Raw genomic sequence first — 12,823 nt, 5'->3', positions numbered from 1 at the left:
CCTTCTCAAGATATGGAAAGCGTATCCGATGGACCGGTTGGAGGCAATGTCGGTGATCGTCGCGGTCACTGAGACAGGAAGCTTTTCAGCCGCTTCGCGGCGCCTCAACACGCCGGTCGCGACAGTCAGCCGCACGGTCGCCGAGCTGGAGGCGCGGTTGAAGGCCCAACTATTTCAGCGATCCTCGCGCCAGATGAAGCTGACCGATGTCGGACGATCCTACATCGAAGCCTGCAAGCGCATTATCGGGCAGGTAGACGACGCGGAGCGCGAGGTCTCCGGCGAGTACAGGATTCCGAAAGGAGATCTCGCGGTCACGTCGCCCTGGGGGCTCGGACACATGCACCTGTTGCCGATCGCGCTCGAATTCATGGATGCCTTTCCAGACATCGCGCTGCGGCTCGTCCTGACCGACCGCATTGTCAACACGGCCGAGGAGAATATCGACATTTCGGTTCGCATCGGCAACCTCCCGGACAGCAACCTGATCGCGACCCGAGTCGGCTCGGTCCGGTTCGTGCTCTGTGCGAGTCCCGGTTATGTTGCCAAGCACGGCCAACCGAAGGTGCCTGCCGATCTGGCTGCTCATGACTGTATCAGTATCGACAGCCTCGCGGCTCAGCGGAACTGGAAGTTCGTCATCGACGGCCGCGAAGTAGCGGTGCCGATCCGGTCGAGATTGACTTTGAGCGACTCCGAGGCTGCGGTCGAAGCCGCGATCGCGGGTGCCGGCATCACCCGCGTCATGTCGTACAAGATGGAAGCCGCACGGCGCGCCGGAAAGCTCGTTTTGATGCTGGAACCATTCGAACAGGCGCCATGGCCGGTGCATATCGTCTACGCGGAGCGCAAGCCCGAGCCACTCAAGCTCCGATCTTTTCTCGACTGGGCCACGCCGCGCCTTAAGGAGCGGCTCGCTTAGCTCGTGTTACTCCTTCACCGCACCGGTCAGCGAGGACACGTAGTAATCGACGAACAGCGAATAGAAGATCGCAACCGGCAGCGAGCCGAGCAGTGATCCCGCCATCAGCGCGCCCCACTGGTAGACGTCGCCGGTGACGAGCTCGGTCAGGATCGCGACCGGCACGGTCTTGTTGGCGCCGCTCTGGATGAAGGCGAGCGCGTAGATGAACTCGTTCCAGGACAGCGTGAAGGAGAAGATGCCGGCCGAGATCAGCCCGGGCACCGCCAGCGGCAGCGTGATCCGGCGGAGGATCTGGAGCCGCGTCGCGCCGTCGACCAGCGCGCATTCCTCGAGCTCGTAGGGGATCGACTTGAAATAGCCGATCAGGAGCCAGGTGCAGAACGGCACCAGGAAGGTCGGATAGACCAGGATCAGCGCCAGCGGGCTGTCGAACAGGCCGAACTGCACCACGACGGTGGCGAGCGGGATGAACAGGATCGACGGCGGCACGAGGTAAGCGAGATAGATGCCGAGGCCCACATAAGGACTGCCGCGGAAGCGCAGCCGTTCGATGGCATAGGCGGCGAGCGTGCTCGCGATCAGCGACAGCGTGGTCGACCCGATCGCCACAATCATCGTTGTCCACAGCCAGCGCGGATAGGCGGTGTCGAACAGCAGGTGCTTGACGTGCGCCAGCGTCGGCGAGGTGATCCAGAACGGGTTGTGATCCTTGAAATTCATCAGCTCTGCGTTCGGCTTGAACGACGTGATCGCCATCCAGTAGAACGGAAACAGCAGGATCAGCACGAAGCAGCCGAGCGGCAAATAGATCATCATCAGCCGCCGCAGCCCGGAATCCCAGGCCATGGTATCGGGCGCCGCCTTCGCGTCGGACACGGCAGGTTGGGCGACAGTATCAGTCATTGGCCTCTCCCTGCTGCCATTTGCGGCGCGCCAGGCCGAAATATGAGAACAGCGTCGCGAACACCAGGAACGGGATCATCGACACCGCGATCGCGGCGCCTTCGCCGAGCTCGCCGCCGGCAATGCCGCGCTGGAACGCGAGCGTCGCCAGCAAATGGGTCGAGTTCACCGGGCCGCCGCGGGTGATGGCGTAGACGAGCTGGAAGTCCGTGAAGGTGAAGATGATCGAGAAGGTCATGACGATGGCGAGGATCGGCATCATCATCGGGAAGGTGATGTAGCGGAAGCGCTGCCAGGCGCTGGCGCCGTCGAGCATCGCGGCCTCGTAGAGCGAGGGCGAAATGGTCTGCAGGCCCGCGAGCAGCGAGATCGCGACGAAGGGAATGCCGCGCCAGATATTCGCCGCGATTAGCGAGAAGCGCGCCGGCCAGGGCGCGCCGAGGAAGTCGATGTTGGTGGTGCGCCAATGCAGCACGTCGACCAGAAGATACGAGATGATCGAGAATTGCGGATCGTAGATCCACCAGAACGCCAGCGCCGAGAGCACCGTCGGCACGATCCAGGGCAGCAGCACGATGGCGCGCAACAGGCTCTTGAAAGGAAAATGGTTGTTGAGCAGCAGCGCGAGCCAGAAGCCGAGCGCGAACTTTCCGAAGGTCGCGACCGCCGTATAGAACACGCTGTAGAACACCGCGCCCCACCAGAGGGGATCGGTGAGCAGATACTGGAAATTCTCAAGGCCCACGAAGACGCCACGTCGGCCGATCGTGGTGTCGGTGAAGGCGAGCCAGATGCCGAGACCGAGCGGGTAGGTGAGGAAGACGGCGAGCAGCCCGATCGCAGGCGCGAGGCACATCACGATCAGGAACGGCTTGTAGTCAAACAGCCGCACCAGCCAGGATTGCTGCCGGTGCGCCAGTACGGGGGAGGAGAGGGTGGTCACGGACATCGGGTCGTTGTCCTGTTCTAGGCTGTTACCACACCGCCATTGCGAGCGATGCGACTTGTCCGCCGTAGCTTTGGCGAAGGCAGAAGCAATCCAGTCTGTCTCCGCAGTTGCAGTCTGGATTGCTTCGTCGCGTCGCTCCTCGCAATGACGGCCGCGTTGTCGTCGGCCGCTACCTCTGTCTGCGGAAGTACCGCTTGCAGCGCTGTTCCGCTTCCGCAGCCGCGGCTTCGGGCGTCGCCGCACCGGTCGCGACCGAGGCGAACATCTGCACCGTCACATAGTCCGCGCGAACAGCACCGGTGGCGGTCGAAATCGGACCCTTGTAGCCGGCGTAATACGTGCTGTTCATGGTGTCCCTGAAGATCGCGACCTTGGGATCGCCCTTCCACACCGCCGCATCGGCGTAGGCCGCAAGCGGTTGCGACCAGTAACCGCTGTTGGCGTTGAGCCACGGCTCGTACTGGTCCTTCTCCAGCATGAACTGCAGGAAGGCCTTCGCCGCGTTCGGATACTGGCTGTGCTTGAACACCATGGCGTTCAGCGTCAGTCCCGACATCGGTGAGATCGGTGCAAGGCCCTTCGGCAGCAGCTGATGTTCGGAATCCTCGGCGATCGCCGCGGTCGCCGGATCGTTCTTGAGCGAGAAGTAGAGTGAGACGCCGTTCGCCGTCAGCCCGATTTCCTGCGAGGAATAGGCGCGATTGTTGCTGACGTCGTTCCAGGACGGCGTACCGGCGATGAAGGTCGGGTAGAGCTCCTTCACGAAATTCAGCGCCGCGATGGTCTCCTTGCTGTTGATGGTGACATTGCCTTCCTCATCCAGCAGCGAGGCATTGTGCGACCACATCATCCAGTCCGCAAAGCCGTTGCCGTCGCCGACCGCATTGCCCAGCGCAAAGCCCGCGGGCTTGCCGGCTTTCTGCAGCTTCTTGCAGAGGTCGAGGAGCCCGGCATGGTCCTCCGGCGCCTTGTCGAACCCGACGGATTTGAGGATGGATTTGCGATAGATCAGGGGACCGGCGGTGGCCCCGAACGGGAGCCCGATCCAGGTATCGCTCTTGGCCTTCTTGCCGTAGGCCTTCGCAAGGTTCTGCCAGCCGCCATACTTCTTGCCGAGATAGTCGGCGACATCGGTCAGCTCGATCAGCTTGTCGACATAGATGTGCGGCGCGTCGGAGAAGCCGATGATGATGTCGGGGCCGGCGCCGGAATTCGAGGTCACCGCGGTCTGCTGGTTGATGTCCTCCCAGCCGACGAAATCGACCTTGACCTCGACCCCGGTCTCCTTGGTGAATTTAGCCGCGTTGGCGCGGAATACGTCTTCGTCGGCCTGGACGAAGCGCACCGGCCGCAGCATGCGCAGGGTTGCACCCTTCTCGATCGGCAGTTTCGGTGCGGGGACGTCCGCGGCCTTGATCGTGGATTGGGCGTGCGCTGCAACACCGGTTGCCGCGAGCGCCGTAGCAGATAGGCCCAGCACCAAGGCATCACGACGCGTGATGTCGTTCCTCATCAGTTCCTCCCTATGATGTCTCCCTTCCCGGCGTTGATCGTCGGTGAAGGGCCGTTTCGGTCTCTTGCGGTTTCCGGCGCGTCTTGCGGCCGGCCGCCTAGCTGTTCGGGCCGCGATCCATGCTGACGGGCTGCCAGCGGCGGAGCGCGGTGTTCTGCAGCACCGACGGATTGACGCAGCTTACCGGCCACATGCCCTGAAGCACCAGTGACAATTCGTAGCCCACGCGGCGCTTGCGCGCCTCGTCGAACCGTGCCGAGGCCGAGGCGACATGGGCGGTCAGCGTCACGTTCTCCATGCTGAGGATGGGATTGTTGTGCGAGGGCGGCTCCTTCTCCAGCACGTCGAGGGCGGCGTGCGCAATCCAGCCCTCCTGGAGCGCCTTGATCAGGCTTTCCTCGTCCACGGTGGCGCCGCGGCCGGTATTGATGAAGACCGAGCCTTTCTTCATCTGCCGGAAGTGCTTCTCGGTGAGCATGTGATGCACCTCGGGCCTCGCGGGGGCGTGCATCGAGACGAAGTCGGATTGCGACAGCACCTCGTTCAGCGTCGCCGGGATCACGCCATGGTCGTACATCAGCGTTTCCTGGATGAAGGGATCGTAGGCCATCATGCGCAGGCCGAACGGGGCGGCGCGCTTCGCAACTGCACGCGCGACGCGGCCGAACGAGATGAAACCGAGCGTCTGGCCCATCAGCCGCGGGATCTTCAACAGCGCTGGCCGGCCTTCGGCCCAGCGCCCGTCGCGCACCATCCTGTCCTGCTCGACCAGGCGGCGGAAGCCGGCGAGCAGCAGCATCATGGCGTGGTCGGCGACCTCCTCGATGAAGGTGTCGGGAATGTTGGTGACGGGAATGCCGCGGGCGGTCGCGGCCTTCACGTCGACGCTGTCGACGCCGACCGAGCCGAGCGTGATCACCTTGCAGCTCTCGAGCGCGTCGATGATGGTCTTGGAGATCGGGATGCCCTTGGCATAGATGGCATCGGCGTTTTTCGCGGCGGCGATGAATTCGGCCTCATTGGCCGGCGCCTCGATGATCTCGGCATCGATCGGATCGAGCGCCTCGCGCTCGAAGGAATAGTCGCTGCCTGCGACCGTGAAGCTCGCGCCCTTCGGCGTCACCACCCTGTATTTCGGCATTTCCTGCTCCCGATTTGGTCTGTCGGTTCTTGTTGTGACCCGCACCTTGTGGGCGGGCCTTTGCGTCTTTTACGCGAAATCGGAGCGGTCGCGTACAATCGTCGGTTGCCGCTGCGGCGATTTATTCGACTGTTTCGGCCTTCCGTCCGGGCTTCTACGGAGCCGCCCGTAACAAGTTGATAAGAGGTCACACACTAAAAGTTGAATCAAATTTATCGATTCCCTTGCGCGCCCGTATCCCATTATTGCCGGAGCTGTCCCGTGAAGTTGAGCAATCTGAAGATCGCCCCCAAGCTCGGTATCCTTGTCGGCGTCACCCTGTTCGGCCTTTGCCTCTCCGGTGTTCTCGCCGGCTATCTGATGAAGCGCGAGATGGTGAATGCGCGCATCGACCAGGCCAAGTCGATCGTCGACCTGGGTCGCAACTACGCCGCGGCGCTGAAGAAACGCGTCGATGCCGGCGAGCTGACCAAGGATGCGGCGTTGGCCGACCTTCGCCGCTATGGCAACGCGATGACCTACGACAACGGCTCGGGCTATCTGTTCGGCACGTCCTATGACGGCATCACCCAGCTCGCGCCCGACCCGAAGCAGATCGGCAGCAACCGCATGGATGTCGTGACCAACGGCCGCAAGCTCTCCGTCGAGCTGATGGACGGCGTCAAGGCCAACGGCTCGATCCTGCTCTATTATGATTACGTGAAGCCCGGCCAGGAGACGCCGATCAGCAAGATCGGTTACGCCGTCGCGGTGCCCGGTTTCGACATGTATCTCGGCACCGGCGCCTATCTCAGCGACATCGACGCCAAGATGGGCCCGGTCTACTGGCTGCTAGGTCTTGCCATGCTCGGCATCGTCATCGTCGCCGGCGGCGTTGCCTGGCTGATCAGCCGCGGCATCAGCCGTCCGCTGGAGCTGCTCGGCGCCCGCATGAAGGATCTCGCCGACGGCAAGCTCGAGGGTGAGATTCCCGGGGTTGGTCGCGGCGACGAGGTCGGCGCGATGGCTTCGACCGTCCAGATCTTCAAGGACAACGCGGTCCGCATCCGCGGCCTCGAGAAGACCGAGGCCGATGCCAAGGAGCGTGCCGCGGCGGAACGTCGCAGCGCGATGGAGGGCATCGCCAGCGATTTCGAGCGCAGCGTCAACGGCATCGTCCGCTCGGTCTCCTCGGCCGCCGCCGGCATGCAGAGCACCGCGCAGTCGATGACCGCGACGGCCAGCGACGCCTCGTCGCGTGCGGCGACGGTCGGCGCCGCCTCGCAAAAAGCCTCCGGCAATGTCGGCACGGTTGCCGCGGCCGCCGAAGAATTGTCGAGCTCGGTTGCGGAGATCTCCCGCCAGGTCACGCGTTCGACCGAAGTCGCTAGCCGGGCCGTCAGCGATGCCGAGCGCACCAACGCCACCGTACAGGTGCTCTCGACCGGCGCCGAGAAGATCGGCGAGGTCGTCAAGCTGATCCACTCGATCGCGGCGCAGACCAACCTGCTCGCGCTCAACGCCACCATCGAAGCGGCGCGCGCCGGCGAGTCCGGCCGGGGCTTCGCGGTCGTGGCCTCCGAGGTCAAGGCGCTGGCGAACCAGACCGCGAAGGCGACCGAGGAAATCTCCGCCCAGGTCGCGGCGATGCAGACCTCGACCAGCGACGCGGTCACGGCGATCTCCGGCATCACCCAGACCATCGCCGAAATGAGCGAGATCACCGCCGGCATTTCCGCCTCGATCGAGCAGCAGGGCGAAGCGACCCGCGAGATCGCCCGCAACATCCAGTCGGTCGCGGCCGGCTCAAACGAGATCAACGCGAATATCGGCAGCGTCACCTCGGCCGCCGAAGCGACCGGCACTGCTGCGACCGACGTGCTCACCAACGCCCGCGAGCTGGACAGCCAGTCCGGCGCGCTGCGCAGCGCGGTCGACGGCTTCCTCGCCAAGGTCCGCGCGGCGTAAAGCCGAACGCACGGAATTCGTAGGGTGGGCAAAGGCGCGCAAACGCCATGCCCACCTTTTTTTTCAACTGTTCGGCTGTCATGCCCCGCGAAGGCGGGGCATCCAGTACGCCGCGGCCCATCGGGTCAATCACCAACGTCTCGGAATACTGGATCGCCCGCCCCAGTGCGCAATTGCGCACAAGGCGGGGCGATGACACCTTCCTAGACCCCCTACTGCTTCTCGATCTTCGCGTTGGTGATCAGCTTCTCCCACAGCACGAGCTGCTCGTTCACGAACGTGCCGAGCTGCTCCGGCGTGCCGGAGAAGGCGTCCATGCCGAGCGTGGCGAGCTGGGCCTTGATCTCCGGCTTCTCGACGATCTTCCTGATCTCGGCGTTGAGTCTGGTCACGATCTCCTTGGGCATGCCGGCGGGGCCGAAATAGCCCTGCCACGACGAGATGTCGAAATCCGGCACGCCGGCCTCCTGCATCGAGGGCAGGTTCGGCACCAGCGGCGAGCGGTCCTTGGTGGTAACGGCGAGCGCGCGCAGCGCGTTGCCGTTGACGTGGGGCAGGCCGGTCAGGATGTCGACGAACATCATCGAGACTCGGCCGCCCATGACGTCGTTGAGCGCCGGCGGCGAGCTCTTGTAGGGCACGTGCAGGAGATCGAGCCCGGCATTGTGCGCAAAGGTCGCACCCGACACGATCGCCGAGGACGAGCCCGACGCGTAGCTCAGCTTGCCCGGATTGGCCTTGCCGTAGGCGACGAGCTCGCCGACGGTCTTGGCCGGCACCTCCGGGTGAATCACCAGCATGAAGGGCAGGTCGCCGGTGCGCGCGATCGGGGTGAAGTCCTTGACGGGGTCGTAGGTCAGGCTCTTGAGCAGATAGGGATTGGCCGAATGCGTGGTGTTGGTCGTCACCAGCAGCGTGTAGCCGTCGGGGGCGGCGCGCGCGACATAGGTCGCGGCGATCATGCCGTTGGCGCCGGCCTTGTTCTCGATCACGATGCCGACGCCGAGCGCCTGCGACAAATGCTGCGAGATCAGCCGCGTCGTGGTGTCGGTGCCGCTGCCGGCCGCGAACGGCAGCACCAGCGTGATGTTGCGGCTCGGATAATTGTCGGCCTGCGCGGCGGATGCGGCGGCGAGACAAAGCGCGGCTGCGCCGGCAGCGCGCAGGGCGCGGATCAGTGGTGACAGCATGTCTGGACGTTCCCTCTTTTTCGTTGGCGGGGAACCTAGCTTCTCTTCGCAAAAATCGGAAGACGGGAGTTTGTCGCCCACCTCGCGGAATTATTTCACCGCGGAACCCTGGCGTGAGGCGAACACGACGCCGGCGAGCACGAGCGCATAGCCGATCAAATGAAACGGCTGGAGTTTTTCGCCGAGCAGGACGATCGCCATCGCCGAGCCGAACACCGGGACCAGATGGAAGAACGGCGCGGCGCGGTTCGGGCCGATCAGCGCCACGCCGCGGTTGAAGAAGAGATAGGCCAGCGTCGAGGGAAAGATCAGGATGTAACCCAGCGTCGCCAGCGTCACCCCATCGAGTTGCAGGACACGGCCGCTTAGGGCTTCCCAGATTGCGGCGGGCAGCAGCATCGTCGCGCCGCAAAAGGTGGTGAAGGAGAGAAAGGAGAGCTGGTGGATCTTCGGCCGGCGCGGGATGAAGGCGGAGTAGAGCCCGAACGCCACCAGCGAAGAGGCGAACATGATGTCGCCCCTGTTGAAGCTGATGCTCGCGAGCGCGGCGAGATCGCCGCGCAAGATGATGATCAGCACGCCGAGAAGCGAGATCGCGATGCCGGCGAGCTGCGCACCCGTCAGCCGCACGCCGAACAGCGCCAGCGACCACAGCGCCACGAACAGCGGTCCGGCCGACTGGATCAGCAGCGCGTTCAGCGCCTCCGTGTATTGCATCGCCCAGTACGAGATCGCGTTGTTGAAGGCAAAGCCGACCAGCGACAGGAACAGCATCAGCGGCAGGCTCTTACGCAAATTCGGCCAGTCACGCTTCAGATGCGGCCAGGCGAACGGCAACAGGATCAGGAACACGCCGAACCAGCGGATCGTGGTCACCGTCAGCGGCGGCACATGCGCGCCGACATGGCGCGCGAGCACGATGTTGCCGGCCCAGAACAGCGAGCTCAGGCTGAGCAGCAGGTAAGGCTGGTTGTTGAGCCAACTGGCCGGATTCGAGGCCTTTGGCGCGGGCGAAGCAATCGTCATTGGCGTTGGATGCGACTTTGCGCCGGATTCTTGTTGTGACACAAGTCTCGCGGCCGCAAGGCTACAATGCAGGCATGGTTTGAGGAGGTGTCATTGGCGGTTAATATGTTGAACATCGAGGGCCTGGAGCGGCTCGATGCAAATGCGCCGGTGGTGATGCTGAACCTGATGCGCTTCCACGCGCACTCGCGCGATGGCGACGGTTCGGGCTGGGACGCGTATCTTCGCTACAGTGCGATCACGGTGCCCATGATCAGGGCACGCGGCGGCACGCTGCTGTGGACCGGCGAAGCGAAGGCGGTCGCGCTCGGCCCGCATGACGGCAACGACTGGGATTTCGTCGCGCTGGTCTATTACCCAACGGTTGCGGCTTTCATCGACATGATGACGTCGGAGGCTTACGAGACGCAGGCCGATCCACATCGCGTCAACGGCTGCGCCGAGCACGTGATCATCGCGACGAACGAAGCCTACAGCAAGTTCAGGATGAGTTCACACCGAGATTCGTAGGGTGGGCAAAGGCGCGCGCTTCGCGCGCCGTGCCCACCATCCTTCCCGTTTCAACTGGCATGGTGGGCACGCTTCGCTTTGCCCACCCTACGATGTTGAGTTAAGTCGCCTGCTTCCGCGACGCCACGAACACGCCGGCCAGCACCAGCGCAAAGCCGATGAAGTGGAACGCCTGCGGGTGTTCGCCCAGAAACGCCATCGCCATGATCGAGCCGAACACCGGCACGACGTGGAAGAACGGCGCGGCGCGGTTGGCGCCGATCAGGCGCACGCCGCGATTGAAGCAGAGATAGGCGAGCGTCGACGGGAACACCGCGACATAGAACAGCGTCAGCAGGTTCGGCCCGTCGAGCTTCATCACCGGACGCGCGGACAGCTCCCAGATCTCGAGCGGAATGAGACAGGCGGCGCCGGCGCCGAAGGTGAAGGCGAGGAACGACAGGCCGTGCATCGGCGGCCGCTTCAGGGTGAGCACCGAATACAGCGCGAAGATGATCAGCGCGACGATGAAGATGAGGTCGCCCTTGTTGAACGCGATGTTCGACAGCGTGGTGAAATCGCCATGCAGCAGGATCGTCAGCACGCCGCACATCGAGAGAGCCACGCCGAACGCCTGTGCTGCGGTGAGGCGGACGCCGAGGATCGCCAGCGACCACAGCGCCACGACCAGCGGCGCGGCCGACTGGAGCAGCAGCGTGTTGAGCGCCTGGGTATGTTCCAGCGCCCAATATTGCAGCGTGTTGAAGGCGCCGATGCCGGTGATCGACAGCACGATCATCAGGCCGAGCCTGCTGCGGATCGCGGGCCAGTCCTGGGCGAGATGTTTCCAGGCGAACGGCAGCACCAGCAGGAAGGCGAAGGTCCAGCGCAGGAACGACAGCGTCACCGGCGGGATGTGCCCGGCGGCCAGCCGCCCGACAATGGCGTTGCCGGCCCAGCACATCGCGGTGATGCTGAGGAGCAAATAAGGCTGGTTGGCGATCCAGCCGTGACTGGATGATTCGGTGCTCGTGGTCTGGCCGGTGGCGGACATTGTGGTTGTTATGGCCCGCGCGTGGAATACGCCGAGGCACCGGCCCGGCAAGCTCGGGCCGGCTGGATAGCCCGGCATCCCCAAAGACACGGAAATCGAAGTGGCATCAACGGGGGGCGGACGCATCGCGACCATGCAGCGGCGGATCAGCCTCGCGCTTTGGCCGAAGCTTACGAAATGGCCATGGAAGGCTTCTGGATTTTACGGGGATATCAAAGGGTTAAAGTGCGTCTTGAGCCCCGAAAAAGCCCCGTTCTTGCTTGCCTAGAGAGGCTGCTTCCGTTATCCGGTTGGCTGCCTCGCGTGCGAACGGCTCCGGCCGTCAGCTGGGCTGGCGCATCTAAAATCTTCAGAGGATTACCCGCGAATGGCCAACGTTGTCGTCGTCGGAGCCCAGTGGGGCGACGAAGGGAAGGGCAAGATCGTCGACTGGTTGTCGGAGCAGGCGGACATCGTCGTTCGCTTCCAGGGCGGTCATAACGCCGGCCACACGCTGGTCATCAACGGCAAGACCTACAAGCTCGCGCTGCTGCCCTCCGGTGTGCTGCGCGACCAGAAGCTGTCGGTGATCGGCAACGGCGTGGTGTTCGATCCGCAGGCCTTCCTCGACGAGGTCACCAAGCTGCGCTCGCAGGGCGTCGCCGTCTCGCCGGACAATCTGCGCGTCGCCGAGAACGTCACCCTGATCCTGCCGCTGCACCGCGAGCTCGACGCGCACCGCGAATCCGCCAATGCCGCGACCGCGATCGGCACCACCCGCCGCGGCATCGGACCTGCTTATGAGGACAAGGTCGGCCGCCGCGCCATCCGCCTGATGGACCTCGCCGATCTCGACACCCTCCCGCACAAGATCGACCGGCTGCTGGCGCATCACAATGCGCTGCGCCGCGGCCTCGGCCTGCCGGAGTTCGACGGCAAGACGATCCTGAAGGAATTGACCGCGCTGGCGCCGGAGCTCTTGCCCTACGCCGAGACGGTGTGGCGGCTGCTCGACATCAAGCGGCGCGAAGGCAAGCGCATGCTGTTCGAGGGCGCGCAGGGCGCGCTGCTCGACGTCGACCACGGCACCTATCCCTACGTCACCTCGTCCAACACGGTGGCGGCGCAGGCCGCGACCGGCTCGGGCGTTGGCCCCGGTGCGGTCGGCTATGTGCTCGGCCTGTGCAAGGCCTATACGACCCGCGTCGGCCAGGGCCCGTTCCCGACCGAGCAGGACAACGAGACCGGCCGCAAGATCGGCGAGCGTGGCCGCGAGTTCGGCACCAACACCGGCCGTCCGCGCCGCTGCGGCTGGTTCGACGCCGTGCTGGTCCGCCAGGCGGTCCGGACCTGCGGCATCAACGGCCTGGCGCTGACCAAGCTCGACATCCTCGACGGCTTCGACACGATCGAGGTCTGCACCGGCTACAAGCTCGACGGCAAGGAGATCGACCACTTCCCGGCCGGCGAGGGCGCCCAGGCCCGGGTCGAGCCGATCTACGAGACCATCGAGGGCTGGAAGGAGCCGACCGCCAATGCCCGCTCCTGGGCGGACCTGCCGGCCCAGGCCATCAAATATGTCCGCCGGATCGAGGAATTGGTGGGGTGCCCGGTCGCACTGCTTTCCACCAGCCCGGAACGCGAGGATACTATTCTGGTGCAAAATCCGTTTGAGGCTTAACGATATCTTACCGGGACGTGCGCTAG

General features: G+C 64.2%; 11 protein-coding genes. 4 read left to right on the top strand and 7 right to left on the bottom strand.

Features of this window, described 5'->3' with window-relative positions:
* The first annotated feature begins 28 nt into the window (after positions 1-28).
* Positions 29-922, top strand: coding sequence for a LysR family transcriptional regulator (locus AB7535_RS30430; protein WP_085398962.1), 894 nt, complete (start codon positions 29-31; stop codon positions 920-922).
* A 6-nt stretch (positions 923-928) separates the two neighbouring features.
* On the opposite strand, the gene AB7535_RS30425 is transcribed toward AB7535_RS30430, so the two are convergent.
* From AB7535_RS30425 to AB7535_RS30410, 4 genes are all read right to left on the bottom strand, one after another.
* Positions 929-1,828 (bottom strand): carbohydrate ABC transporter permease, encoded by a 900-nt coding sequence (locus AB7535_RS30425; RefSeq protein ID WP_439037443.1) that lies wholly within the window; start codon positions 1,826-1,828, stop codon positions 929-931.
* The gene (locus AB7535_RS30420) at positions 1,821-2,777 is read right to left on the bottom strand and encodes a carbohydrate ABC transporter permease (protein WP_071909793.1); all 957 of its coding nucleotides are present in this window, start codon (positions 2,775-2,777) and stop codon (positions 1,821-1,823) included. Before AB7535_RS30420 ends, AB7535_RS30425 begins: the two co-directional genes overlap by 8 nt.
* A gap of 169 nt (positions 2,778-2,946) precedes the next feature.
* Positions 2,947-4,290 carry an ABC transporter substrate-binding protein gene (locus tag AB7535_RS30415; RefSeq protein WP_231143477.1) on the bottom strand — a complete coding sequence of 448 codons (1,344 nt, stop codon included), beginning with the start codon at positions 4,288-4,290 and terminating at the stop codon, positions 2,947-2,949.
* A 97-nt stretch (positions 4,291-4,387) separates the two neighbouring features.
* On the bottom strand, positions 4,388-5,431 hold the full coding sequence (locus tag AB7535_RS30410; protein WP_231143476.1) for a C-terminal binding protein: 1,044 nt from the start codon (positions 5,429-5,431) through the stop codon (positions 4,388-4,390).
* Between the two features lie 261 nt (positions 5,432-5,692).
* Here AB7535_RS30410 and AB7535_RS30405 point away from each other — a divergent pair, with 261 nt between their 5' ends.
* Positions 5,693-7,378, top strand: a complete 1,686-nt coding sequence (locus AB7535_RS30405; protein ID WP_135216986.1) for a methyl-accepting chemotaxis protein — start codon at positions 5,693-5,695, stop codon at positions 7,376-7,378.
* Between the two features lie 212 nt (positions 7,379-7,590).
* Here the strand turns inward: AB7535_RS30405 and AB7535_RS30400 are convergent, their stop codons facing one another.
* Both AB7535_RS30400 and AB7535_RS30395 read right to left on the bottom strand, forming a co-directional pair.
* The gene (locus tag AB7535_RS30400) at positions 7,591-8,568 is read right to left on the bottom strand and encodes a Bug family tripartite tricarboxylate transporter substrate binding protein (protein ID WP_028151050.1); all 978 of its coding nucleotides are present in this window, start codon (positions 8,566-8,568) and stop codon (positions 7,591-7,593) included.
* 90 nt (positions 8,569-8,658) lie between these two features.
* A complete protein-coding gene (locus AB7535_RS30395; RefSeq protein ID WP_071909798.1) occupies positions 8,659-9,594 on the bottom strand; it encodes a DMT family transporter in 936 nt (311 codons plus the stop codon).
* A gap of 105 nt (positions 9,595-9,699) precedes the next feature.
* Between AB7535_RS30395 and AB7535_RS30390 the strand changes: the two genes are divergently transcribed.
* On the top strand, positions 9,700-10,104 hold the full coding sequence (locus AB7535_RS30390) for a DUF1330 domain-containing protein (protein WP_231143475.1): 405 nt from the start codon (positions 9,700-9,702) through the stop codon (positions 10,102-10,104).
* A gap of 100 nt (positions 10,105-10,204) precedes the next feature.
* Here the strand turns inward: AB7535_RS30390 and AB7535_RS30385 are convergent, their stop codons facing one another.
* Positions 10,205-11,137 carry a DMT family transporter gene (locus tag AB7535_RS30385; protein ID WP_063981169.1) on the bottom strand — a complete coding sequence of 311 codons (933 nt, stop codon included), beginning with the start codon at positions 11,135-11,137 and terminating at the stop codon, positions 10,205-10,207.
* Between the two features lie 367 nt (positions 11,138-11,504).
* On the opposite strand from AB7535_RS30385, the gene AB7535_RS30380 reads away from it, so the two are divergent.
* A complete protein-coding gene (locus AB7535_RS30380; protein ID WP_231143474.1) occupies positions 11,505-12,797 on the top strand; it encodes an adenylosuccinate synthase in 1,293 nt (430 codons plus the stop codon).
* Positions 12,798-12,823: the final 26 nt, after the last annotated feature.

The sequence above is a fragment of the Bradyrhizobium sp. 956_D2_N1_4 genome (genome assembly GCF_052076025.1).
GTDB lineage: Bacteria > Pseudomonadota > Alphaproteobacteria > Rhizobiales > Xanthobacteraceae > Bradyrhizobium > Bradyrhizobium barranii.
Note: the sequence above shows the minus strand (reverse complement) of the source record. Positions and strands in the feature narration are given on the sequence as shown.

Excerpts from the sequence above, each read along its gene's own strand:
- AB7535_RS30425 (WP_439037443.1), bottom strand. The coding sequence starts at position 1,828 with ATGACTGATACTGTCGCCCAACCTGCCGTGTCCGACGCGAAGGCGGCG.
- AB7535_RS30385 (WP_063981169.1), bottom strand. The coding sequence starts at position 11,137 with ATGTCCGCCACCGGCCAGACCACGAGCACCGAATCATCCAGTCACGGC.
- AB7535_RS30415 (WP_231143477.1), bottom strand. The coding sequence starts at position 4,290 with ATGAGGAACGACATCACGCGTCGTGATGCCTTGGTGCTGGGCCTATCT.
- AB7535_RS30390 (WP_231143475.1), top strand. The coding sequence starts at position 9,700 with ATGTTGAACATCGAGGGCCTGGAGCGGCTCGATGCAAATGCGCCGGTG.
- AB7535_RS30400 (WP_028151050.1), bottom strand. The coding sequence starts at position 8,568 with ATGCTGTCACCACTGATCCGCGCCCTGCGCGCTGCCGGCGCAGCCGCG.
- AB7535_RS30430 (WP_085398962.1), top strand. The coding sequence starts at position 29 with ATGGACCGGTTGGAGGCAATGTCGGTGATCGTCGCGGTCACTGAGACA.
- AB7535_RS30410 (WP_231143476.1), bottom strand. The coding sequence starts at position 5,431 with ATGCCGAAATACAGGGTGGTGACGCCGAAGGGCGCGAGCTTCACGGTC.
- AB7535_RS30420 (WP_071909793.1), bottom strand. The coding sequence starts at position 2,777 with ATGTCCGTGACCACCCTCTCCTCCCCCGTACTGGCGCACCGGCAGCAA.
- AB7535_RS30395 (WP_071909798.1), bottom strand. The coding sequence starts at position 9,594 with ATGACGATTGCTTCGCCCGCGCCAAAGGCCTCGAATCCGGCCAGTTGG.
- AB7535_RS30380 (WP_231143474.1), top strand. The coding sequence starts at position 11,505 with ATGGCCAACGTTGTCGTCGTCGGAGCCCAGTGGGGCGACGAAGGGAAG.